Source organism: Pseudotabrizicola sediminis (genome assembly GCF_004745575.1).
GTDB lineage: Bacteria > Pseudomonadota > Alphaproteobacteria > Rhodobacterales > Rhodobacteraceae > Pseudotabrizicola > Pseudotabrizicola sediminis.
Window position 1 is genome coordinate 303,895 of record NZ_RPEM01000003.1, and the last position, 21,763, is coordinate 325,657.

Genomic DNA, 21,763 nt, shown 5'->3' on the forward strand with positions numbered 1-21,763 from the left:
GCACCTAGGCCGCCGTGTCATGCCGCAGGATCGCCACCTCTGAAGATGACAGGTTACGCCGGGCATAGTCACCATAGCTGGCGGGGTTCACCGCAATCTCTGGCAAAACCGCCATCAACGCCCGGCGCTGGTCCGGGTCGATGGTATCGAGCGCGGTGTTTGATGGGTGGAAACTCTCAGTCTCCATGCCGTTGGCCCAGACAATGTTGTGCCGGTCCAGCAGGATGTGGATATACCTCACCTCGCGCAGCCCATGATCAATGCAGATCGTGACATCGTTCATCAGATCCTCGGCCTTGACCAGCACCTCGTGCGCATTGAACAGCGCCCGCGCCGCAGGCCCGTTCAGCACCATCCGGTGCTGGGGCGACACCACCAGATCGCCGTCAGGCCGGTCAAGCCCCAGCGCGCCGGAGCGGAACCGCACGGGGCGCAGATGCGGCATGGCGTAGAGCCGCGCGCCGCTCATCCGGCGGCTGCCGGTCCACAGGATATCTTGTGGGCCATTGTCCTTGGTCAGGATGCGGTCGCCGGGGCGCAGATCCTGAATCAGCCGTGTCCCGCCCGGCGTGGCAATGCGGGTGTCGGGCGTGAAGCAAATCACCCCGCCCGCCACCCGTGCCCCCGCACCCGAGTGGGTCCGGTCGATCGCGGTGCGCACCACCCACAGATCCTGCCCCGGCGGCGGCAGATCGCCGACGAACATCAGCAGCCGCGCGCCAGTGTCGGGCACCGGCAGAACCGTCACCGACCAGCTTTGATGGCCATCGGTGACGATGAACCCCTGATCGGGCGCCTCATCCTCATCCTCTTTCACCGCACCCGTGCCGACCGTATCGCCCGTCACGGCGACGCCGATCAGGCGCCGCACCATTTTCGCAGCCCGCCTGCGAATGTCCGCACTCCCCTCGGCCCCCTCCAACAAAAGCATCCCGCCCTGACCATCCACGCAGACAGGCTGACCGAACCAGCGCCACGAGGCACCAACGGCAAGACTGTCCAGCGGGGCGGTGCCCAAGCCGTCAATTTCTGTCTGTGACCAGGAGATTACGAACGTGCCTCTGGAGCCCGTTCCCATGCCTGTCCCTATTTTCGTCTGCTCGTGTTTTTATTGTCGAAACGCTGACACTTTTTATTAACGAAACGTTAACAAGGTGGAACCGATCTGGCTATGGCCCAGGCGCAACAGTCGGGCAGGAAGTGTGCGACATGTGCGGAAAACACAACGGGTTGATGACGCTACTTGCCAAAATGCGAGAATCGATAGGGTGAAATCCCGTATTTGACTCGGAAAGACTTGGAAAAATGCGAGCTGCTGGCATAGCCGCAGGCAATCGCCACTTCGGTCACGCTCATGTCGGTTTCGGCCAGCAGGGCACGGCCATGTTGCAACCGCAGATCGTTCATGTAACGCACCGGGGTCACCCCCATGTAGCGGCTGAACAGCCGCTCGATCTGGCGGCGCGACAGCTTCAGCCGTGCTGCGCAGGCGTCAAGATCGAACGGCTCCTCGATCCGCGCCTCAAGAAATGCCACCGCCTCGATCAGCTTTTCATGCCGGGTGCCCAGCCGGGCGGCCAGCGAAGTGGTCTGCTCATCCGCCTCGCGCCGCCGCTGGGTCAGCAGGCACATGTTCATCACCTCCTGGCTGAGCGCGATGCCAAAGCGGTCGTGGATGATCTCCAGCATCAGATCCGCGGCTGCCACGCCGCCGGCGCAGGTGACGATCCGGTCGTCGATGCAAAACACCTGCCGCGTGGCATCCAGATCGGGAAAAGTCTCGGCAAAGCCGGTCAGGTTTTCCCAATGCAGGGTGAACCGCCGTCCCTTGAGGATGCCCGCGCGTGCGAGTGCATAGGCTCCGGTGCATAACCCCCCCACCACGCGGCCACGTCGCCACAGCCCGCGCAGCCAGTCGGCCAGTGCCGCCGACGTCTGGTGTTCGGGTTCAACCCCCGAACAGACCAGCACCACGCCTTCGGGCTGCGTCGCCCCAAACGCGCCATCCACCATGATCGGCACCCCATTGGAACAGGGCACCGCATGCCCGTCCACCGACAGGGTCTGCCAATGGAACAGCGCCTGCCCAGTCAACTGGTTGGCGATGCGCAACGGTTCGATGGCCGAGGCAAAGGCCAGCATGGTGAACTTCGGCAGCAAGACAAAGCTGACCGGCACCGGGCCAGACACGGCGGGCAGGCCCACATGGGCCACCCCCTTGGCAATAAAGCGCGTTGCGTCATCGGTCATCTGCGGCCCCTTTGTCGCATCTTTCTGCCACCAACCTTGGCTCTGCGCCAGAGACCACAGCGTGCCATCTCTGCCTGCCCCGTTGCAGCCCCGGCGCGGCTCGGCTACGGTCACGCGACCCTGACGCGAGGAGCAAAAACATGTCGAAATCCCTGTTGAGCCTTGGCGAATGCATGGTCGAGATGTCGCCCACCGCCACGGGGGACTACGCACGCGGCTTTGCGGGCGATACCTTCAACACCGCCTGGTATGCCCGCCGCCTGCTGCCCGCAGACTGGTCTGTGGCATATGGGTCTTGCATCGGCACCGATACTGTGTCGGATGAAATGTCGGCCTTCATGGCAGGTGAAGGGATCGACACCACCGCCCTGCGCCGCCTTCCCGACCGCACCGTGGGCCTGTACATGATCAGCCTGCGCGACGGCGAGCGCAGCTTTTCCTACTGGCGCGGGCAGTCGGCAGCAAAGCTGCTGGCCGATGATCCGGCGTGGCTGGACGCCACGCTGCAACGGCGCGACATCATTCATTTCTCGGCGATCACGCTTGCGATCCTGTCACGGGACCACCGCATTGCGTTCTGCGCGGCGCTCGGCCGCGCGCGGGTAACGGGCAGCGTAATCGCCTTCGACACCAACCTGCGCCCGCGCCTTTGGGAGGACACGGAGGCGATGCGCGCGGGCGTGATGCTGGGAGCGTCAGTCGCCGATATCGTGCTGCCATCGTTTGACGAAGAAACCGGCCTCTGGGGCGACGCAACCGCCGCAGACACCATCGCGCGCTACAGCACCGCGGGGGCAAAGCGCGTGGTGGTCAAGGATGGCGGCGGCCCCGTCACCCTGTGGTCCGCTGGCCATGGCACCCGTCAGCATACCGCTACAAAGGTAGAGCAGATCGTCGATACCACAGCTGCGGGCGACAGCTTTGCCGGGGGGTTCCTTGCGCATCTGGCCATCGGCCGGACAGAGGATCAGGCCGCACAGGCCGCCATGGCGTTGGCGGCACAGGTCATTCAGGCGCGTGGTGCACTGGTGCCGTCGATCTTTGCCTGAACAACCGCCGCCACTACCAGCGCAATGCGCGGTGCGCGATCAGCGCTGACACGGCAGAAACGCCCAGAATGGCAGTGCCATACCATGTAACGTAGAACAGCGGGCTGTCTTCGGTGCAATGCAGCGCATAAACCGCCGCCGCCAGCCCTCCGCCTGCCAGCCCTGCCACCGCCCCGGCCAACACAGGCCGCACCGGCGCGCCCTGACGCAAGGTGGCCAGCACCGCGGCAGTGGGCAGCACCGCCAGCAGCGGGATCGTGGTCAGGCAGCCCACCATGGTCTTGCCGACAATCGCCATCTGCCGGCCCTCTGCAGGCATCGCGACAAAGGCCCAGAGCCACAGCCCCACCGCCCCCAGTGCCACCGCCGCCAGCGGCCACAGCCGCACCACCGCCCCCGGGTGCGCCAGCCGCACCACAGCCCAAAGTGCCCCGGCCCCCAACCCAAGGCTCAGTACAATGCGCATCGCCGACACCGGGTCTTGCAAGGCCACACCCAAATCGGCGCGCAGGCCCAACCGGCTCCACAACGCCACAAACCCAAGTGCCAGCGCAGGCAACAGCCAGATCAGCCGCCCCTGCGGTGCAGGACCAACAACGGTATCGCCCGCCATGGCCCGGATCAGATCATCCGTCTTCATTCCACATGCCTTTTCCGCAGGACCGCCAGCTGCTTGAACGCCCGGTGCAGGGCCACGCGCACCGCCCCCTCAGACATGTCCAGCTTTGCTCCGGCCTCTGCCATTGTATCGCCCTCTACCCCCACTTGCCGCACCAGCCGCGCCGCACGCGGGTCAAGCATCCCGATCATCTTGTCGATATCCGCTCCTTGCGTCGGGTCCACCCCGGTCTCGGCCGGCAGGACATCGGCAAAATCCTCGATCGGCAGATCAATCCGCCGCCCCCGCGCGCGGAACGCATCGACCACCTTGTAACGCGTGATCGCATAAAGCCAGGGCCGCACCGGGGTGCCGACCTGCCAGGTGTGCCGCTTCAGATGCAGCGCTAGGAGCACCTCTTGCAGCACATCCTCGCATCCCGCCTCGCCCAGGGCCGCACCACGCGCCCGCACCACGCCGCGCAAAACCGGAGTCACCGCGCGCAGAAAATGCGCATAGGCCCGGCTGTCGCCTTCCAGCGCAGCCGTCAGCAGCAGACCCCAGTCATCTGTCTTGTGCGTCATCACTGTTGTCCATTACGCGGGCCGGCATGGCTTTGTTACAGCGGATTTCCATCCAATTGTCACGCCCCACCGTGCGCTATGACAGGGCCATCGGACGAAAACCGTTCTCCGGACAGATCGCCTAAAAAGTAATCGAGAACGTGCATTTATGATGACAAGACAGGCAAACTTATGGCCAACTGCGCCAAAGCCACTGCCGCGCATGGACAGCGGCCCCGGCTTTGTCACCCTGTCACAAAATCAACATGGGAGTGAAAGATGTTCCGCCACGCCGCCGCCAGTTTTGCCGCCACCCTGATGATCGGGTCTGCCGCGACTGCCCAGACCGAGATGCCCTTCGCGCTGGACTGGAAATTCGAAGGACCCGCCGCGCCCTATTTCGTGGCGCTGGACAAAGGCTATTTCGAAGCCGAGGGCCTGACGGTGGAGATCGCCGAAGGTGCCGGCTCGCTGGACGCGATCCCGAAGGTGGCGACAGGGGCCTATCCGGTCGGCTTTGCCGATATCAACAGCCTGATGAAATTCCTTGATCAGAACCCCGGTGCCCCCGTCACAGCGGTGATGATGATCTATGACAAGCCGCCCTTTGCAATGGTGGGCCGCAAATCGCTGGGCATCAACGCGCCGGGGGATATTGCGGGCAAGGTGCTGGGCGCGCCCCCGCCGGATGGGGCATGGGCGCAGTTCCCGATCTTTGCGGCCGAGAATGGCATCGACATGGCGTCGGTAACCGTCGAACCCGTGGGCTTTCCGGTGCGCGAACCGATGCTCGCCGAAGGCAAGGTCGCGGCCGTCACCGGGTTCAGCTTCACCTCCAGCTTGAACGTCAAGCGCCTTGGCGTGCCCGAAGATGACATCTCGGTCATCCTGATGGCCGACCATGGCGTGGCGCTGTATGGCAATGCGGTGATCGTCAACACCGACTTTGCAAGCGCCAACCCTGAAGCCGTCACCGGCTTTTTGCGCGCCGTGGCAATGGGCTGGAAAGACACCGTGGCCGACCCCGATACCGCCATCGCCAGCCTGATCACCCGCAACCCCGCCGCAGATGCGGCCCTGGAAGGCGAGCGTCTGGCCCTGTCGATCCGCGACAATGTGATGACCGACTGGGTCATGGCCAACGGCCTTGGCAACATCGACGCCGCCCGGATGGAAAAGGCGATCGAGCAGACCAAATCGGTTTACACCTTCACCAACGCCCCCGATGCCGCGCTTTACTTTACACCGACCTATCTGCCCACCGATGGCAGCCTGTCGATGAACTAAGGCGCCCGCCGCCCGGGCAAACCGGGCGGCGCACCACATGGCAAACCTCATTGACATCAAGGGCGTCACCCACGCCTACCGCACCAAATCCGGCCTGCTGCCGGTGCTGGACAATCTAAACATTGCCGTACCCGAAGGCGAGTTCGCTGCTGTTGTCGGCCCGTCGGGCTGCGGCAAATCCACCCTCACCCGTCTGGTCGCGGGATTGATGAAGCCCGATCAGGGCGAGGTGTGGCTGCACGGCGAACGCGTCACCAGCCCGCGCAAGACCGTTGGCATGGCGTTTCAGAACCCGGTGCTGCTGGAATGGCGCAGCATCCTTGAAAACGTGATCCTGCCCTTGGAAATCGTCGCCCCCCGCATGCCCCAACAGGACCGCGAGGCGCGCGCCATGCATCTGCTGGAGATGGTCGGGCTGAAAGGGTTCGAGGGCAAACGCCCCAGCGAGCTTTCGGGCGGCATGCGCCAGCGCGCCAGCCTGTGCCGCGCCATCGTGCACAAGCCCGATGTGCTGATCATGGACGAACCCTTTGGCGCGCTGGACAATTTCACCCGCGAAGATCTGTGGCAAACCATGCGCGACCTGCGCGCGGCTGAACCCTTCACCTGCGTGCTGATCACCCACGACCTGCGCGAAAGCGTCTTCTTGGGCGATCAGGTCTTTGTGTTGTCGGGTCGCCCTGCGCGCACCCAGATGGTGCTGGATGTCGATCTGCCTGCCGACCGGACGCTCGACATCCTGTATCAGCCAAAGGCACAAGAGATGCTGCACACACTGCGCGATCAGATCCGCATTGCGCAAGGCCGCGACGGGGACGCCCATTGATGGAAACGCTGCAGAAAATCGCCGTGCCCATCCTCGCCGTTGTCCTGTTCCTGCTGGCGTGGGAGGCGCTGGTCTGGGTCAACGACTGGCCCAATTACAAGATGGCCTCGCCCTCTGACCTGCCGCCGGCGTTCTGGAAATTCCGCTGGCTTTTTCTGGAGATGGGCTGGCAAACCTTGTGGCGCACCGTGTTGGGCCTTGTCCTTGCCGTGCTGTTTGGCACGATGATCGGCATGATCATGGGCTTTTCGCGCATCGCCCGCGACGGGCTTTACCCGCTGCTCGTAGGGTTCAACGCGATTCCAAAGGCCACACTGGTGCCGGTGATCAGCCTGATTTTCATCGGCCAGCATGATTTCAACACCGTGCTGATGGCGTTTCTGATCAGTTTTTTCCCGATTGCCGTCTCGGTCGGCATCGGCCTGTCCACGTTGGAACCGGAATATCGCGATATCCTGCGCAGCCTTGGCGCCTCCCGCCTGACCATCTTTCGCAAGATTGCCCTGCCAAAGACCCTGCCGGAGTTTTTTGGGGCGCTGAAGGTGTCGGTCACGCTGGCCTTTATCGGCACCAATCTGGTCGAGATTGTCGCCCCGCACGGGAGGGGCCTGGGCGCTCTGTTCAAGTCAGGCGAAACCAATGGCGACTACCCGCTGATGTTCGCGGTGCTGATCGCGCTCGCGGCCCTTGGCATCCTGCTGTACTACGCGGTGCTGGTGCTGGAACGCATCTTTGCCGGCTGGGCCGAGCGCCCGCAAAGCTGACGCGTCGATCTGACCGGGGCGCTGCAACCCGCCCCGGTCAGCCGTGTCGGTTCAGCGGTGCTTGCCGCGCAGGTTCTGGATCAGATCCCAGCCCGCCAGAGCCACGGTGACGCTGACCACACCGATCAGGTCCAGCCGGGGCACATGCCACACCAGTATCCCCAGGAACCCAAGGAAGACTGCAAACGCAAACAGCGCCATCACATTGTTCATTGGCTTGCGCCTCCTTCTGCCTGCGTTTCCACATGTGCCATCAGCCAGCGTGCCGTGCGCAACAGGCGCGCATCATCGCCCCGCCGCCCCACCAGTTGCAACCCCATCGGCAAACCGCTGTCTGACCAGAACAGCGGCAGCGTGACTGTTGGAACGCCGGCCAGCGTCCAGACCCCGTTGAAAATCGCTGATCCGGTAAATTCCAGCCCTTCCGGGGCGGGGCCGGGGGCGGCGGGGCACAGGATCGCATCACAGCGGTCAAACACCGGGTCGAGTGCTGCGTTCATCAGCGCGCGCCAGTCCAGCGCCGCAAGGTAATCGCGCGCCAGCACGGCCTTTCCCTCATCCATCGCCGCTTTCAGCACGTCCGACATCTGGTCGCGCCCGCGCCGTTCGATGCCGTAGTAGCACTTCGCCATTTCGGCAAAGTTGATCCGCTGGCGGATCGCCGCCACTTCACCCAGTCCTGGCAGATCGGTCTCGAAGCATTGCTCGCCCAGCAGGGCCGCCACTTCCTCGACCGCCGCCCGCATCTGCGGATCGGCATCTTCCCACCCTGGCGGGCGCAGAAAGGCAAACATGGGCGTCACCGGCACGCGGCTTTGCGCCACGGCAAGCATGCGCGGCACCGGCACGGCTTCGGTGGCGCTGTCTGCCGGGTCATGGCCGGTCAGCACCTCGATCAACAGCGCCGCATCCTCGACAGATCGGGCGAATACCCCGACCGTATCAAGAAACGGCGATTGGGGCAGAATGCCGGTGCGCGGGATCATCCCGAAAGACGGCTTTACCCCCACAACCCCGCAATAAGACGCGGGCCGGATCACCGATCCGCCGGTTTGCGTTCCGATGGCCAAAGGAACCATGCCCGCCGCCACCGCTGCTGCCGACCCTTGCGAAGACCCGCCCGGCGTGTGGGCGGGGTTATGCGGGTTGCAGGTCTTTCCCGCGTGCATATAGGCGCCCTCAGTGGTCACCGTCTTACCCAGAATGATCGCCCCGGCCGCCCGCAGGCGTGCGACGATCCACGCATCCTCGGCCGGCACCCGTCCTGCATCCACCGCCAGACCATTGGCGGTCGGGATGCCCTTGGTGTCGATGATGTCCTTCAACGCCACCGGCACCCCGTGCAGCGGCCCGATGGCGCGCCCTGCAACCCGGCGCGCGTCCAATGCGCGCGCCTGTTCCAGCGCATGATTGCCCTCCAGCCACGCCCAGGCCTGCACCTGCGGCTCGACCTCGGCGATGCGGGCAAGGCAGGCTTCCACCACCTCAACCGCGCGCAGGGCACCGGAAGCCAGACGGTCGCGCAACACAACCGCTCCCAGTCCCGTTACCGCCCCCGGATTATCGCGAGGGGCCATAAAACGCCTCCGGCAGGCTGAACACGATCTGCGGGAAGGCATACAGCAGCGCCATGCAGATCACGACCATGCCGCAATAGGGCAGCACGCCCGAAAATATCTCAGTCAGCTTGATCTGTGGCGGGGCAATCCCCTTCAGATAATACGCACTCATCGCCATAGGCGGAGTGAGGAAGGACGTCTGCAAGTTCAGCGCAACCAATACGCCAAAGAACAACGGATCAATCCCGAACAGCGGCAGCAGCGGCAGGAAGATCGGCACAAAGATGATGATGATCTCCGACCATTCCAGCGGCCAGCCCAACAGGAAGATGATCACCTGTGCCAGAATCAGAAACTGGATCGGGGTCAGATCCAGGCCCATGACAAAATCGGCAATCACATGCTCGCCGCCCAGATAGCTGAACACCGCCGAGAAAGTGTAAGAGCCGACAAACAGCCAGCACACCATCGCCGTGGTCCGCACGGTCAGGTACACGCTTTCGCGCAGGCGCTGGAAGGTCATTGCGCGATAGGCAACTGCAAGCAACATGCCGCCCAATGCGCCGATGGAGGCGGCCTCGGTCGGGGTGGCCAGACCGAACAGGATCGAGCCCAGCACGGAAAAGATCAGAAATGCCAGCGGGAAGAAGCTGGTCATCAACATGACGATCAGCTTGCTCCACGGCACTTCAGGCATTTCTTCCTTGGTCGGCTTGGGGGCCAGCTTCGGGTTCAGCATTGATCGCCCGATGATATAGATCAGATACAGCCCCACCAGCGTGAAGCCCGGCAGCAAGGCACCGGCATAGAGCCGCACAATCGACACGCCCGAAGACGCGGCATAGACGATCAGCATGATCGACGGCGGGATTAGAATGCCCAGGGTGCCACCCGCGCAGATGATGCCGGTGGCAAAGGAATGGTCATAGCGCGCCTTGAGCATCTGCGGCAACGCCAGCAGACCCATCAGCGTAACAACCGCACCCACGATGCCGGTGGCGGTCGCAAACAGCGCACAGGTCGCCAGGGCCGCCACCCCCATCGATCCGGGAATATTGCGCGTGGCAATCGCCAGCGTGCCAAACAGCTTGTCCACGATATTGGCGCGCTCGACGATGTATCCCATGAACAAGAACAGCGGGATCGCGGTCAGCACCTCGTTCGAGATCACCGTATAAGTCTGGTTCACGAACAGGTCGAAGATGCGGTTGTTGTAGAACCCCTCGATCCACAGTCCCGTGCTTTCCCACCAGCTGGCATCCTCGGTCAGCCGATTGTAGCCACGCCACATGCGGCTTGGGTCGAAATAGGCATAATAGCCAAAGGCAATGCCAAGCGCCATCAGGGTAAAGGCAATCGGAAAGCCCAGGAAGACGAAGGCAATGAAAATGCCCAGCATCATGAGGGCGATTTGCGGGTCGGTCACGTGTGCGAACTCCGGAGTGGGGCGGCGGTTGGGCCGATTACCTTTGGGCCTTGGCGGCAGCGTCAGAAGCAGCCTCGGCCGCCTGCTTGATCAGCAATTGTTCGGTTTCCTCGACATCTTCATCGGCCTGCAGCCATTGGCCGGTGCGCATGCAGATGATGCAGCGGAACACCTGCGCCAGCCCCTGGATCAGCAGCAGAATGCCCGCTGCGACGATCACCGATTTGAACTGATAGATCGGGATGCCGGCAGGGCTGTTCACCGACACCTCGGCATAGCCCCACGACCGGCTGGAATATTTCCAGCCCGTAAAGACCAGCGCCAGAATACCGGGAAAGAAGAACAGGATATACAGCACCAGATCGACCAGCGCCTGCGTCTGCGGCCGCCACGTTCGGTACAGGAAATCGCCCCGCACATGCCCGCCGCGTGACAGCGTGTAGGCCCCGCCCATCATGAACAGCGTGCCATACATGATAAAGCTCAGGTCCAGCGCCCAAGGCGTCGGCCTGTTGAACGCATAGCGCACCAACACCTCATAGGCCATGCCGAAGGTCATCAGAATGATGAGCCAGCCAAAGGTCTTGCCAAACCACGCAGACAGCTGGTCGGCAAAGCGAATATACCAGAGCATAGGGGGAAACTCCGTTGATACGGCCCTGCGGGCGATGGGACCCGCAGCAAGGAACACGGCAGAGAGCGCCCGAAGGCGTAGCAAAACCGGGGGCGCGGCAACGCGCGCCCCCGCAACGGGGTTACAGCGACAGCTTGCCGGGGAAGTAATGCTCGTAAGCCAGCCCCAGATCAGGCGCGTTCATCAGCTCGTAATAGGCGACCTTCTCAACCCAGGCCCGCTGGCTGTCCATGACCTTCTTGTTGAACGCATCGCCCTCAAGATCGGCAATCAGCGTATCCCATGCGCCCAGCTGCGCCTCAAGGATTTCGGACGAGGTGCGGCGCACGATAACCCCGGCATCTGCTTGCAGTTCTGCCAGATCCTTGGAGTATTCGCGCTGCGCCAGAGCAAGGTTCGCAGTGGCCGAAGCCTCAACTCCATACTTCAGGATCGCCTGCAGATCGGGCTCCAGATCTTCAAAGAAGTCGCGGTTGAAGGTGAATTCAAACGCCTCCGACGCCTGGTGATAGGACGACAGGTAGTAGTTCTTGGCCACGTCCTGCGCGCCGAACCGGCGGTCGGAGGACGGGTTGTTGAATTCGAACGCGTCGATCACGCCGCGCTCCATCGCCGGCACGATCTCGCCGCCCGGCAGCTGTGCGACCGACATCCCCATCGCCTGCAACAGGTCTGCCGCCAGACCCACGGTGCGGTATTTGAAGCCCTGGATGTCGGCAACCGAGTTCACTTCGGTCTTGAACCAGCCGAACGGCTGTGCAGGCATCGGCATCCCCATGAAGCCGATCACGTTCAGCCCCAGCACATCCTGCGTCAGCTCACGGTAGAATTCAGCGCCGCCACCTTCGTAGAACCAGCCCAGCATGGTCGAAGCCGAACCACCGAACACCGGCCCCGTGCCGAAGAACGAGGCGGCTTTGTGCTTGCCGTACCAATAGACCGGCACGGTGTGCGTGGCGTCGATCACGCCGTCATGCACGGCGTCCATCACCTGAAACGCGCCGACAATGGCACCGGCAGGCAGCAGGTCGATCTTCAGACGCCCGCCCGACATTTCTTCGACCCGAGTCACATACTGCCGCGCGAAATCCATCCAGATGTCAGATGCCGGCCACGAGGTCTGCATCTTCATCACCAGCGGGGCCTGCGCCAGAACTGCGGGGGCCGCCAGCACCGAGGCAGCCGCGGCGGCAGATCCGCCCACTGCACCCTTGCGCAGGAACGAACGACGGGAAAGCCCGGTAGTGCGGGTATCAGTCATATGGTGTCCTCCCAGACGATTGTGGCCGCTCAACACGGCCTGTTATCTCATCGAACTTTAAACCAGGGGCTGCGAAATGCAAGCACTGGTCAGTTTAATTTACCACTATACCCCATCTTCGGTGCGCAAAACCCGGTCACGCCACCCGGTCGCCCGGTTCCACGCCCGCAAAAAACGCGTCCAGGTTGTCCAGCGCCCGAAAACCCATCGCATCGCGGGTTTCTTCGGTCGCAGACCCGATATGCGGCAGCAGGAAAACATTGGGCAATGCCGCCAGTGCCGGGTTGCCGCCCGGTTCGGCCTGAAACACATCCAAGCCCGCCGCGAACAACCGGCCCCCGGTCAGCGCGTCCACCAGCGCCGCCTCGTCCACCAGCCCGCCCCGAGCGGTGTTCACCAGAATCGCCCGCTCCGGCAATTGCGCCAGCGTGGCCGCGTTGATGATGCCCGCATTCTGCGGGGTTGAGGGGCAGTGCAGGGACAAAACATCCGACACCGCGAGCAGCCCCTCCAGCGTCTCGTGGAACACCGCGCCCTTTTCGAGATGGTCCGGCAGGCGACGGCGGTTGTGGTAATGCACTTCCATGCCAAAGCCGCGCGCCCGGTCTGCCGTGACCTGCCCCACCCGGCCCATGCCCAGCACGCCAAAGCGCTTGCCCGTCACCTGCCGCCCCACCATGAAAGCGGGCGACCAGAAATCCCACTTGCCGGCCCGGATCATCGCATCCCCCTCGGCCCCGCGCCGGGCCGCCCCCAGCATGCACAGCATGGCAATTTCGGCGGTGGCATCCGACAGCACGTCGGGCGTGTTCGTCACCACGATCCCCGCAGCCTTGGCCGCAGCCAGATCGACATGATCGGTGCCCACCGAATGATTGGCGATGATCTTCAGCCGCGGCCCCAGTTCGGCGATCACGTCCGCACTGAACCGTTCGGAATGGCAAGGCAGCACGGCGTCGACATCGCGGCAGGTGGCGATCAGTTCGTCGTGCGAAAACAAGCGGTCTTCGGGGTTTAGAATCACCTCATAGTCCCGCGCCGCGCGCGCCTCGACCACGTCGCGCAGCTTTCGCGCAATGAACAGCTTTGGTTTTGTCATGTCTGCCTCCCAGCTTTGGGGGCGACCCTAACCCGTGAGGCGCTGTGCGCAAGCAGGTCGGGCGTCAGGTGCCAGCAAAGGGATCGACAGCATAGCCCACCCCGGTCAGATACAGCCCCTGCGGCGGGCAGACCGGGCCACAGGCGGCCCGGTCCCGCGCCTCCAGCGCCGCTTTCACCGCATCGGGGGCCCATCCGCCCGTCCCCACGCGTTCCAGCGTGCCGACAATCGACCGCACCTGATTGTGCAGGAAACTGCGGGCCCGCAGCACAAAGCGGTACTCGACGCCCCCGGGATAGGCGTGCTCGGTGATGGACACCTCGTCCAGCGTCTTCATCGGCGAGTTCGCCTGACACAGGCTCGAACGGAAAGTCGTGAAATCGTGATGCCCAAGCAAATGCGCCGCTCCTGCCCGCATCGCACCCGTATCCAGGGGGTTCAGCACCTGCCACACCCGCCCCCGGTCATGCGTGACCGGCGCGCGCCGCGCCACCAGCCGGAACAGATAGCGCCGCTCGGTCGCCGAAAACCGCGCGTGAAAATCATCCGCCACCCTTGCCGCCGCGATCACGGCCACCGGGGCGGGCTTCAGATGCCAGTTCAACGCCTCGGACAGCCGGTACGGCTCCCAGTCGCGCACAAGGTCCACCGTTGCCACCTGCCCGGTGCCATGAACGCCTGCATCGGTGCGCCCTGCGGCAGCAATGGTGTGCGGCCCCGGTTGCAGCCGCCCCAGCGCCGCCTCCACCGTCGCCTGCACCGACGGCTGATGCGCAGCCTGCCGTTGCCAGCCCTGGAACGGGCCGCCGTCATAGTCGATTTTCAGCGCAAAGCGGGGCATGGCCGTTCCTTACCCGATTTGTCCCCCGCTGCAAGCCCGGCGCTGGTGACCGGTAGCGCTCGGCGCGGGAGTATTTCAGAAAGGCGCAAGCCATGGCGTGCAGACTTTCTTGTCCGGGCTTTCCCCCTACCCAGCGCGGGCGGGCATGCCTATGTTGGGGGCAAGCATAAGGAAACCCGCAATTGGTCCTGTCCACCCTGACCGACGGCATCAGCCGCAGCCTTGACGGCGTTGCGCGGTCTGTCACCGACATCTTCGAACCAACCCTTCGGCTGGGCGTCACCGGTCTGTCGGGGGCGGGCAAGACCGTGTTCATCACGGCACTGGTGGCCAATCTGCTGGACCGGGGGCGAATGCCGCAACTGGTGGCGCAGGGTCAGGGCCGGATTGAAACGGTGCTGTTGCAGCCGCAGCCCGACCTGACCCTTCCGCGCTTTGACTATGAAACCCACCTGACCGCGCTGATGGGCAGCGATCCGCGCTGGCCGAACTCCACCCGGGCCGTGTCGGAACTGCGGCTGTCGTTCCGGTTGCGGCCGTCGGGCTTTCTCGGGCTGACCGGCAACACCCGACTGCATCTGGACATCGTGGATTACCCCGGCGAATGGCTGCTGGACCTGTCCTTGCTGGACAAGGACTATGCCCGCTGGTCCGACGAAACCTTGGCGCGCATCACCAAACGGCCAGAGGCGGCGGATTTCATGGCGCAGGCCCGCGCCGAGGACGGGTCACTGCCGCTGGAGGAATCGCACGCGCAATCCCTTGCCGCCACCTTCACCGCCTATCTGCACGCCGCGCGCGGTCAGGGCTGGTCTGACCTCACGCCAGGGCGGTTCCTGCTGCCGGGCGATCTGGCAGGCTCGCCGGTGCTGACCTTTGCCCCCTTGCCCCTGCCCGCCTCCACCCCGCGCGGCAGCCTCTGGCGCGAGATGGAGCGGCGTTTTGATGCCTATAAGTCGAGGGTGGTAAAACCGTTCTTCCGCGACCATTTCTCGCGCATCGACCGGCAGGTGGTGCTCATGGATGTGCTGGGGGCCATCCATGCCGGGCCGCGCGCGGTCGAAGACCTGCGCCGCACCATGGCCGAGGTGCTGACCGCCTTTCGCCCCGGCGCCAATGGCTGGCTGACCCGGATTCTGGGCGGCAAGCGGGTGGAAAAGATCCTGTTCGCCGCCACCAAGGCCGACCACCTGCACCACCACCAGCACCCCGCCCTGACCGCAATCACCGAAGCGCTGCTGGCCGACGCCCGCCGACGCGCCGATTTCTCGGGCGCGCGCACCATGGCGCTGTCGCTGGCATCGTTGCGGGCGACGGTCGAAGACAGCGTACAGCGCGATGGGGGAACGCTCGACCTTGTGCGCGGGCGGTTGCTCAGCACCGGCAAACAGGCGGCGATGTATGCGGGCGATCTGCCCAGCGACCCCGCCCGCATCCTCGCCCCCGCCCGCGAAGGGGCGGAGCAGTGGCTGGACGCCGATTTCTCGCTGATGGGCTTTGCGCCGGCGCGCATGACCCTGCAACCGGGCATGGGGCCGCCACACATCCGGCTGGACCGCGCCGCCCAGTTCCTGATCGGAGACCGGCTGTGACCGACCTGCCCCCGCCCCCCCACCGCAAGCCGCTGATCCTAGAGCTGGAGGATGAGCTTGATCCCTCCACCGCCGCCCCGGTGCCCGATGACCTGCCGACAGGGCAGGCCATGCAGCTTGCTGCCCGCATCCGCGCGCCGCGCTCGAAATTGGCGCGCTTTGCGCTTTGGGCCTTCACCGCGTTCTTTACCTTTGCGCTGTCGGTCGCGGCCTATGATTTCGTGACCGGCCTTTTTGCCCGCAATCCGCTGCTGGGCTGGGTCGCCGGAGTGCTGTTGATCGGCGCATTGCTCGCGGCGGCCCTGCTCGCGGGCCGGGAATGGTCGGCCTACATGCGGCTGATGCGGCTGGATCATCTGCGCCGCGACGCCGCCACCGCCCGCCAGACCGCCGACCTGACATCCGCTCGCCGCACCGTGGCCGCGCTCGTCCGCCTTTATGCCGCCCGCCCCGACACCGCCTGGGGCCGCGCGCGGTTCGCCGAGCGCGAGGCCGAGGTGATGGACGCCGACGCCCTGCTGTCACTGGCCGAGGCCGAACTGATGCCCCCGCTTGACGCCCGCGCGCGAGCGGAAGTCGAGGCGGCAGCGCGACAAGTGGCGATGGTCACGGCCCTTGTGCCACTGGCGCTGGCCGATGTGGCCACGGCACTGGTCGCCAACCTGCGGATGATCCGCCGCATCGCCGAAATCTACGGCGGCAGATCGGGCGCGCTGGGGTCGTGGGGCCTGTTGCGCCGGGTGTTCGCGTCACTGCTGGCGGCAGGCGCGCTGGCGCTGACCGACGACCTGATCGGCTCGGTCGCGGGGGGCGGGGTGCTGTCAAAACTCTCGCGTCGCTTTGGCGAAGGCGTGGTCAACGGCGCGCTGACCGCCCGCGTGGGCCTGGCCGCCATCGACCTGTGCCGCCCGATGCCCTTTGTCGCGGTGGAACGCCCCTCCACTTCCGGCACCGTCAGCCGCGCTCTGGCCGGACTACTCCCGCGCAAGACCTGAGGCCGCGCGCCTGGCACCAAGGGGGTCATGCCTCCGGCAGGAGCCGCACCCCCGCCTTACCGCTCCGACCGCGCCCGCAGCCGGGCTTCGATCCGGCGCAGGATCAGGCTCAGCCCGATGGTCATGGTCAGGTAGATCAGCGCCGCCACGTTATAGGTCTCGAAATAGCGGAAATTGCCCGCCGCCGTGACCTTGGCCAGCTGCGCCACATCCGTCACCCCCAGCACCGACACCAAGGAGCTGTCCTTGACCATCGCCACGAAATCATTGCCCAAAGGCGGCAGGATCATGCGAAACGCCTGTGGCATCACGATATGGCGGAACCGTTGCCAGCCCGACAGGCCAAGCGCCTGCGCAGCCTCGATCTGACCCACCGGCACAGCCTGCAATCCGGCGCGGAAGATCTCGGCCAGAAAGGCGGAATAGGCCAGCATCAAGGCCAGCACCGCCCGCGCGATCAGCGGAAAATCCCGCGTGCGCCAAGGCTCCAGCCCCAACGGCTCGATCACCGCATTGACCGCCACCACCAGCATCGGGGCCAGAACGAAGGCGACATAGAGCAGCAGCACGATGATCGGCACGCCCCGCATGACCTCGATGTACAGCCGCGCCGCCTGCCGCAGCACGATGTGCCGCGACAGCCCCATCACCGCCAGCCCCAGCCCGATGGCGCAGGCCCCCAGATACGCCACAACCGCCACCACCACCGTAACCGTGATGCCGCGCGCCAGCGTGTTCAGCACCGCGCCGTAAACCGGGCTTGTCAGCACCTGCCAGAACAGCACGGCGCCGGTGATCCCAAGGATTACCAGCCACCACGGAAAATCCTTGTCAGGCTTGGTCTGCGGGGTCATCGCGGGTTGGCCCCGACGTGGGTGGCTTACTGGCCCATCTTGTACTCGAGGAACCACTTGGTGTTCAACGCCTCCAGCGTGCCATCGGCCCGCAGCGCCGCGATGCCGGCGTTGATCGGTGCCACAAGGTCCGATCCCTTGGGAAAGATGAAGCCGAATTCTTCCGTCCCCAGCTTGTCGCCCACGATCTTCAGCCCGCCTGCGCTGGCCTCCACATAGCCGGCCCCCGCCGTGCCATCGGTCAGCACCAGATCGACATCGCCGGCCCGCAAGGCCTCCACCGTGGCCCCGAAGGTTTCGAACAGCTTGACGCGCGGGTTGGCCTCGTTGCCATCCAGCACCTCATAGACGCCGACATAAAACGGCGTTGTGCCCGGTTGGGCGGCCATCAGCAGATCGTCATCCGCCGCGAAGCCTGCCGCATCGCTGAACCGGGTTTCGTCGCCGCGCACCAGCATCACCATCTCGCTGGTCATGTAGCTGTCGGAAAAGTCGACCGCCGCCTTGCGGTCGTCGCGGATGGTGATACCGGTCATGCCAAGGTCGAACTGGCCTTCCGAAACCGCCGGGATCATCGCATCCCAGCTGATGTTTTCATAGATGACCGTGAAGTTCAGCCGGTCCGCCAGTGCCGTGATTGCATCGTATTCCCAGCCGATCGCAGCACCCGAGGCATCCAGAAACTGCAACGGCGGATAAGCGTTTTCGGTCACCACCACCACCTCGCGCCCGCCCAGATCAGGCAGCGCCTGCGCCAAGGCGGCAGTGGTCGACAGGGCAAGGGCAAGCGTGGCAAGGGTCAGCTTCATTGGGTCAGGCTCCCGGTTGATAGGCCCCGTTCGGGGATGCGTTATGGCGTAAATTATGGGGTGCAGTGTAGGCGGGGGCAAGGGCGGTATGGGCCGCAGCGGGTGATGATCCGGCGTGCAGACTGCCTGCCTCCGCGATCTGCCCGCCATTCCCGCAAAACCCGGGCTATCCGTCGCGCCCGGGTTCATTCGGATTGCAGGAAAACAGGGCGACCTTGTTGCCCTGCGGATCACGAAGATAGGCCACATAAAACTGCGGGCCGTAAGACGTACGGAACCCGGGCTGACCTTCATCCACATCGCCTGCGGCGAGGGCTGCAGCGTGCAAGTCACGGACCTGCTGCTGACTGCCCGCCTGAAAGGCCACCATCGTGCCGTTGCCGACTGAGGCCGGCTGTCCGTTGAAGGGTGATTTGACGTAAAAATCCGGACAAGCGGCAGGCTGACCGTCTGGCCTTGGCAGGGTGTAGCTCAGGTCGCCATGGTCCTCTTCCAGCCGGTATCCGAGCGCGGGCAGGAAGGCCGAATAGAACCGTTTCGCGCGCGAAACATCATCAGCACCAATGGTGACATAGGCAATCATTCTGTAACGTCCGCTTCAAAAATGTTTTCGTTCAACCGGGCGCTTTCTGCCACGTTGACCCTTTCCTACGCCCCGCCACACGCAACACAGCCCGCGCGGCGCTTTACGCCGATCACCCGCGTTTCGGCATAGAGCGCGTCATGGATCACCAGCCGCCCGCGCAAGCCGGTCCCTGCGCTCGTCAGGTGCTTGATTGCTTCCATCGCCATCATCGCGCCGATCACGCCGGGCAAGGGAGCTGCCACCCCTGCCTCGGCGCAGCTGGGCACCAGCCCCTGCGCAGGCCGAACCGGGAAGACGCATTCGAAACACGGCCCGCCGTGGGCCGGATCATACAGGCTGATCTGCCCCTCCCATTGGGTGATCGCCGCCGCAATCAGGGGTTTGCCTGCCGCCGCACAAACCCGGTTCACCAGATAGCGGGTGTCGAAATTGTCGGTGCCGTCCAGCACCAGATCGTAATCCGCCACAAGCTCTGCCGCCAAAGCCTTATCCAGCCGCCGGTGATAGGGCCGCACCTCGATGAACGGGTTCAGCGCCTTCATCGCGATCTCGGCCGAAAACACCTTCGGCATACCGATCCGCGCATCAGCATGGATTATCTGGCGTTGCAGGTTCGACCCTTCGACCGTGTCGCCATCGATCACCCCGATCACCCCCACCCCGCTGCCCGCAAGGTACAGAAGCGCGCCCGATCCAAGCCCCCCCGCCCCCACCACCAGCACGCGTGCGTTCTTGAGGCTTTTCTGCCCCGGTCCGCCGATCTCGCGCAGCATGATGTGGCGTGCGTAGCGGTCCAGCTCCACCGGCGAAAACGCCCCGGACTTTGCCACCTCCGCCACTGTCACCCGCCCGCGCACCCGCCCCAACATCTTGCGGTACGCCAGCACCAGCGCCGCCAGCACGCCCAGCACGAACCAGCCGCGAAACTCTCCCCCGACAAATGCCCCCAGTTGCGGTGGCATGTAAGGCGCATGGGCCAGCAGCAACACCAAGAGCCAGCCCCAGGCCATCAGCCAGACCCAGCGCGCGGGCCAGCCCAGCCAGCGCCCCGCGCCAAACACAGCGATAAAGCCAAGAATGCCGATCATGACATCATGACCGCCCGGTGGAGCCGAACCCGCCCGCCCCGCGTTCAGTGTCGCCCAGCGCCTCCACCACCGCAAACACCGCCTGCACCACCGGGGCCACGATCATCTGCGCCACGCGGTCGCCGTGCTGCACGGTATAGGGCTGATCCGACAGGTTGATCAAAGCCACCCCCAAGGGCCCGCGATAATCGCTGTCGATGGTGCCGGGCGTGTTGGGCAGCGTGATCCCCGATTTGGTCGACAGCCCCGAGCGAGGCCGGATCTGCATCTCATACCCCTTCGGAATCTCGACCCTGAGTCCCGTCGGGCAGATTGCCCGCTGCATCGGGGCAAGCGTGAACCCTGCCACCCGCATCTCGGGTGGCAGATTGGCGCGGATATCGGCCCCCGCAGCACCCGGCGTTTCATAGGCGGGCAGCGGCAGATCGCGGTCGGCCCAGTCCTCGAACACGATCTTCACCACCGGGATCATTGCAACGCCTCCGCAATCTTTTCCGCCAACTTCCGCGCCACAGCCGCCTTGGCCATGCGCGGCCAGACCTCGGCACCGGCGTCAGAAATCACTGTAACCGCATTTTCCACCCCGCCCATGATGCCGGTCGCAGGAGAAACATCATTCGCCACAATCCAGTCACAGCCCTTGCGCAGCCGCTTGGTTGTTGCATGCTCCACCACCCGCTCGGTCTCGGCGGCAAAACCGATGACCAGACGTGGGCGCATAGCCCCCTGCGACACTGTGGCCAGAATGTCGGCATTCTCTGCAAATTCCAGCCTCGGGGTTTGCCCCGCGCCGTCTTTCTTCATCTTCTGCGCGCCCGCATTGGCCACCCGCCAGTCCGCCACTGCCGCCGCCATCACCGCCGCATCGGCGGGCAGGGCCGCCTGAACCGCAGTCTGCATCTGTGCCGCCGTCTCTACCCGCACCACCTCCACACCGCCCGGCGCGGGCACCGTTGCAGGCCCTGTCACAAACGTCACCCGTGCCCCCAGATCGCGCAGCGCCGCCGCTATCGCCGTGCCCTGCGCGCCGGAACTGCGGTTGGCGATGTACCGCACCGGATCAATCGGCTCATGCGTCGGCCCGGAAGTCACAAGCACATGCCGCCCCGCCAGTGGCCCAGCCCCCAGGGCCGCCCCGATAGCCGCCAAAATCTCCACCGGTTCCGCCATCCGGCCCGACCCGTATTCGCCACAAGCCATCTCGCCTTCGTTCGGGCCGACCATCAGCACCCCGTCACCGCGCAACGCCGCAAGATTGCGCTGCGTCGCCGGGTGCTCCCACATGCGCACATTCATGGCCGGGGCCACCAGTACCCGCTTGTCGGTCGCCAGCAGCAGAGTCGAGGCCAGATCATCAGCCCGACCCGTCGCCATCTTGGCCATCAGATCCGCAGTTCCCGGTGCCACCACCAGCAGATCCGCTGCACGGGAAAGCTGGATATGCCCCATCTCTGCCTCATCGGTCAGATCGAACAGCTCTTGATACACCTTATGCCCGCTCAGCGCCGATACACTCAGCAGGGTCACGAACTCCGTCCCCGCCCGGGTCAGAACCGGCACCACAGACGCGCCGGCCCTTTGCAAAAGTCGGATCAGTTCCAGCGACTTATAGGCCGCAATCCCGCCGCCAATGATCAGTAGCACCCGTTTCCCGGCCAGCATGATGCGCCCCTTGTTGTCGC

At 64.6% G+C, this 21,763-nt stretch carries 23 protein-coding genes; 6 read left to right on the top strand and 17 right to left on the bottom strand.

Annotated elements, in window-relative coordinates; all coding sequences use genetic code 11:
* Positions 1 to 4: 4 nt before the first annotated feature.
* Together EEB11_RS06320 and EEB11_RS06325 are read right to left on the bottom strand one after the other, a co-directional pair.
* Entirely contained in the window at positions 5 to 1,078 is a 1,074-nt protein-coding gene (locus EEB11_RS06320; RefSeq protein WP_135429567.1) for a Hint domain-containing protein, read from the bottom strand.
* A gap of 161 nt (positions 1,079 to 1,239) precedes the next feature.
* Positions 1,240 to 2,250 carry a GlxA family transcriptional regulator gene (locus tag EEB11_RS06325; RefSeq protein WP_135429568.1) on the bottom strand — a complete coding sequence of 337 codons (1,011 nt, stop codon included), beginning with the start codon at positions 2,248 to 2,250 and terminating at the stop codon, positions 1,240 to 1,242.
* A gap of 140 nt (positions 2,251 to 2,390) precedes the next feature.
* On the opposite strand from EEB11_RS06325, the gene EEB11_RS06330 reads away from it, so the two are divergent.
* Positions 2,391 to 3,299, top strand: a complete 909-nt coding sequence (locus EEB11_RS06330; RefSeq protein WP_135429569.1) for a sugar kinase — start codon at positions 2,391 to 2,393, stop codon at positions 3,297 to 3,299.
* A gap of 13 nt (positions 3,300 to 3,312) precedes the next feature.
* On the opposite strand, the gene EEB11_RS06335 is transcribed toward EEB11_RS06330, so the two are convergent.
* Positions 3,313 to 3,939, bottom strand: a complete 627-nt coding sequence (locus EEB11_RS06335) for an NrsF family protein (protein ID WP_135429570.1) — start codon at positions 3,937 to 3,939, stop codon at positions 3,313 to 3,315.
* Positions 3,936 to 4,481 carry a sigma factor gene (locus EEB11_RS06340; protein ID WP_135429571.1) on the bottom strand — a complete coding sequence of 182 codons (546 nt, stop codon included), beginning with the start codon at positions 4,479 to 4,481 and terminating at the stop codon, positions 3,936 to 3,938. The genes EEB11_RS06335 and EEB11_RS06340 overlap by 4 nt, the downstream gene beginning before the upstream one ends.
* Positions 4,482 to 4,739: 258 nt before the next feature.
* On the opposite strand from EEB11_RS06340, the gene EEB11_RS06345 reads away from it, so the two are divergent.
* The 3 genes from EEB11_RS06345 to EEB11_RS06355 are packed head-to-tail and all read left to right on the top strand — an operon-like array spanning position 4,740 to position 7,337.
* Complete coding sequence (locus tag EEB11_RS06345; protein ID WP_135429572.1) at positions 4,740 to 5,747, top strand: ABC transporter substrate-binding protein; 1,008 nt, start codon at positions 4,740 to 4,742, stop codon at positions 5,745 to 5,747.
* Between the two features lie 37 nt (positions 5,748 to 5,784).
* Entirely contained in the window at positions 5,785 to 6,573 is a 789-nt protein-coding gene (locus tag EEB11_RS06350; protein ID WP_135429573.1) for an ABC transporter ATP-binding protein, read from the top strand.
* Complete coding sequence (locus tag EEB11_RS06355; protein WP_135429574.1) at positions 6,573 to 7,337, top strand: ABC transporter permease; 765 nt, start codon at positions 6,573 to 6,575, stop codon at positions 7,335 to 7,337. The genes EEB11_RS06350 and EEB11_RS06355 overlap by 1 nt, the downstream gene beginning before the upstream one ends.
* Positions 7,338 to 7,388: 51 nt before the next feature.
* Here the strand turns inward: EEB11_RS06355 and EEB11_RS19515 are convergent, their stop codons facing one another.
* The 7 genes from EEB11_RS19515 to truA form a co-directional block, all read right to left on the bottom strand.
* On the bottom strand, positions 7,389 to 7,550 hold the full coding sequence (locus EEB11_RS19515; RefSeq protein WP_167852673.1) for a hypothetical protein: 162 nt from the start codon (positions 7,548 to 7,550) through the stop codon (positions 7,389 to 7,391).
* Positions 7,547 to 8,914, bottom strand: coding sequence for an amidase (locus EEB11_RS06360; RefSeq protein ID WP_135429575.1), 1,368 nt, complete (start codon positions 8,912 to 8,914; stop codon positions 7,547 to 7,549). The genes EEB11_RS19515 and EEB11_RS06360 overlap by 4 nt, the downstream gene beginning before the upstream one ends.
* Positions 8,898 to 10,322, bottom strand: a complete 1,425-nt coding sequence (locus EEB11_RS06365; protein ID WP_135429576.1) for a TRAP transporter large permease — start codon at positions 10,320 to 10,322, stop codon at positions 8,898 to 8,900. The genes EEB11_RS06360 and EEB11_RS06365 overlap by 17 nt, the downstream gene beginning before the upstream one ends.
* A 37-nt stretch (positions 10,323 to 10,359) precedes the next feature.
* Positions 10,360 to 10,956 carry a TRAP transporter small permease subunit gene (locus tag EEB11_RS06370; protein ID WP_135429577.1) on the bottom strand — a complete coding sequence of 199 codons (597 nt, stop codon included), beginning with the start codon at positions 10,954 to 10,956 and terminating at the stop codon, positions 10,360 to 10,362.
* Positions 10,957 to 11,077: 121 nt separating this feature from the next.
* Positions 11,078 to 12,217 carry a TRAP transporter substrate-binding protein gene (locus EEB11_RS06375; protein ID WP_135429578.1) on the bottom strand — a complete coding sequence of 380 codons (1,140 nt, stop codon included), beginning with the start codon at positions 12,215 to 12,217 and terminating at the stop codon, positions 11,078 to 11,080.
* 136 nt (positions 12,218 to 12,353) lie between these two features.
* Complete coding sequence (locus tag EEB11_RS06380; protein ID WP_135429579.1) at positions 12,354 to 13,316, bottom strand: 2-hydroxyacid dehydrogenase; 963 nt, start codon at positions 13,314 to 13,316, stop codon at positions 12,354 to 12,356.
* 64 nt (positions 13,317 to 13,380) lie between these two features.
* A complete protein-coding gene (gene truA, locus EEB11_RS06385) occupies positions 13,381 to 14,157 on the bottom strand; it encodes a tRNA pseudouridine(38-40) synthase TruA (protein WP_135429580.1) in 777 nt (258 codons plus the stop codon).
* 182 nt (positions 14,158 to 14,339) lie between these two features.
* On the opposite strand from truA, the gene EEB11_RS06390 reads away from it, so the two are divergent.
* Positions 14,340 to 15,749 carry a YcjX family GTP-binding protein gene (locus EEB11_RS06390; protein ID WP_135429581.1) on the top strand — a complete coding sequence of 470 codons (1,410 nt, stop codon included), beginning with the start codon at positions 14,340 to 14,342 and terminating at the stop codon, positions 15,747 to 15,749.
* Positions 15,750 to 15,754: 5 nt separating this feature from the next.
* Positions 15,755 to 16,744, top strand: coding sequence for a YcjF family protein (locus EEB11_RS06395; RefSeq protein WP_435531097.1), 990 nt, complete (start codon positions 15,755 to 15,757; stop codon positions 16,742 to 16,744).
* 56 nt (positions 16,745 to 16,800) lie between these two features.
* Here EEB11_RS06395 and EEB11_RS06400 read toward each other — a convergent pair whose 3' ends face one another.
* The 6 genes from EEB11_RS06400 to coaBC form a co-directional block, all read right to left on the bottom strand.
* The gene (locus EEB11_RS06400) at positions 16,801 to 17,598 is read right to left on the bottom strand and encodes an amino acid ABC transporter permease (protein ID WP_135429583.1); all 798 of its coding nucleotides are present in this window, start codon (positions 17,596 to 17,598) and stop codon (positions 16,801 to 16,803) included.
* Positions 17,599 to 17,624: 26 nt separating this feature from the next.
* Entirely contained in the window at positions 17,625 to 18,407 is a 783-nt protein-coding gene (locus EEB11_RS06405) for a transporter substrate-binding domain-containing protein (protein ID WP_135429584.1), read from the bottom strand.
* Between the two features lie 166 nt (positions 18,408 to 18,573).
* Positions 18,574 to 18,990 carry a VOC family protein gene (locus EEB11_RS06410; RefSeq protein ID WP_135429585.1) on the bottom strand — a complete coding sequence of 139 codons (417 nt, stop codon included), beginning with the start codon at positions 18,988 to 18,990 and terminating at the stop codon, positions 18,574 to 18,576.
* 65 nt (positions 18,991 to 19,055) lie between these two features.
* Complete coding sequence (locus tag EEB11_RS06415; RefSeq protein ID WP_135429586.1) at positions 19,056 to 20,081, bottom strand: HesA/MoeB/ThiF family protein; 1,026 nt, start codon at positions 20,079 to 20,081, stop codon at positions 19,056 to 19,058.
* 4 nt (positions 20,082 to 20,085) lie between these two features.
* Complete coding sequence (gene dut / locus EEB11_RS06420; RefSeq protein WP_135429587.1) at positions 20,086 to 20,553, bottom strand: dUTP diphosphatase; 468 nt, start codon at positions 20,551 to 20,553, stop codon at positions 20,086 to 20,088.
* Complete coding sequence (gene coaBC / locus EEB11_RS06425) at positions 20,550 to 21,743, bottom strand: bifunctional phosphopantothenoylcysteine decarboxylase/phosphopantothenate--cysteine ligase CoaBC (protein ID WP_135429588.1); 1,194 nt, start codon at positions 21,741 to 21,743, stop codon at positions 20,550 to 20,552. Before coaBC ends, dut begins: the two co-directional genes overlap by 4 nt.
* Positions 21,744 to 21,763 lie beyond the last annotated feature (20 nt).

What these genes read in the sequence shown, in the direction of transcription:
- EEB11_RS06415 (WP_135429586.1), bottom strand. Translation starts at nt 20,081, where the DNA reads ATGATCGGCATTCTTGGCTTTATCGCTGTGTTTGGCGCGGGGCGCTGG.
- EEB11_RS06375 (WP_135429578.1), bottom strand. Translation starts at nt 12,217, where the DNA reads ATGACTGATACCCGCACTACCGGGCTTTCCCGTCGTTCGTTCCTGCGC.
- EEB11_RS06360 (WP_135429575.1), bottom strand. Translation starts at nt 8,914, where the DNA reads ATGGCCCCTCGCGATAATCCGGGGGCGGTAACGGGACTGGGAGCGGTT.
- EEB11_RS06405 (WP_135429584.1), bottom strand. Translation starts at nt 18,407, where the DNA reads ATGAAGCTGACCCTTGCCACGCTTGCCCTTGCCCTGTCGACCACTGCC.
- EEB11_RS06335 (WP_135429570.1), bottom strand. Translation starts at nt 3,939, where the DNA reads ATGAAGACGGATGATCTGATCCGGGCCATGGCGGGCGATACCGTTGTT.
- EEB11_RS06325 (WP_135429568.1), bottom strand. Translation starts at nt 2,250, where the DNA reads ATGACCGATGACGCAACGCGCTTTATTGCCAAGGGGGTGGCCCATGTG.
- EEB11_RS06355 (WP_135429574.1), top strand. Translation starts at nt 6,573, where the DNA reads ATGGAAACGCTGCAGAAAATCGCCGTGCCCATCCTCGCCGTTGTCCTG.
- EEB11_RS06345 (WP_135429572.1), top strand. Translation starts at nt 4,740, where the DNA reads ATGTTCCGCCACGCCGCCGCCAGTTTTGCCGCCACCCTGATGATCGGG.
- EEB11_RS19515 (WP_167852673.1), bottom strand. Translation starts at nt 7,550, where the DNA reads ATGAACAATGTGATGGCGCTGTTTGCGTTTGCAGTCTTCCTTGGGTTC.
- EEB11_RS06340 (WP_135429571.1), bottom strand. Translation starts at nt 4,481, where the DNA reads ATGACGCACAAGACAGATGACTGGGGTCTGCTGCTGACGGCTGCGCTG.
- EEB11_RS06380 (WP_135429579.1), bottom strand. Translation starts at nt 13,316, where the DNA reads ATGACAAAACCAAAGCTGTTCATTGCGCGAAAGCTGCGCGACGTGGTC.
- EEB11_RS06370 (WP_135429577.1), bottom strand. Translation starts at nt 10,956, where the DNA reads ATGCTCTGGTATATTCGCTTTGCCGACCAGCTGTCTGCGTGGTTTGGC.
- coaBC (WP_135429588.1), bottom strand. Translation starts at nt 21,743, where the DNA reads ATGCTGGCCGGGAAACGGGTGCTACTGATCATTGGCGGCGGGATTGCG.
- EEB11_RS06410 (WP_135429585.1), bottom strand. Translation starts at nt 18,990, where the DNA reads ATGATTGCCTATGTCACCATTGGTGCTGATGATGTTTCGCGCGCGAAA.
- EEB11_RS06400 (WP_135429583.1), bottom strand. Translation starts at nt 17,598, where the DNA reads ATGACCCCGCAGACCAAGCCTGACAAGGATTTTCCGTGGTGGCTGGTA.
- EEB11_RS06350 (WP_135429573.1), top strand. Translation starts at nt 5,785, where the DNA reads ATGGCAAACCTCATTGACATCAAGGGCGTCACCCACGCCTACCGCACC.
- dut (WP_135429587.1), bottom strand. Translation starts at nt 20,553, where the DNA reads ATGATCCCGGTGGTGAAGATCGTGTTCGAGGACTGGGCCGACCGCGAT.
- EEB11_RS06330 (WP_135429569.1), top strand. Translation starts at nt 2,391, where the DNA reads ATGTCGAAATCCCTGTTGAGCCTTGGCGAATGCATGGTCGAGATGTCG.
- EEB11_RS06320 (WP_135429567.1), bottom strand. Translation starts at nt 1,078, where the DNA reads ATGGGAACGGGCTCCAGAGGCACGTTCGTAATCTCCTGGTCACAGACA.
- truA (WP_135429580.1), bottom strand. Translation starts at nt 14,157, where the DNA reads ATGCCCCGCTTTGCGCTGAAAATCGACTATGACGGCGGCCCGTTCCAG.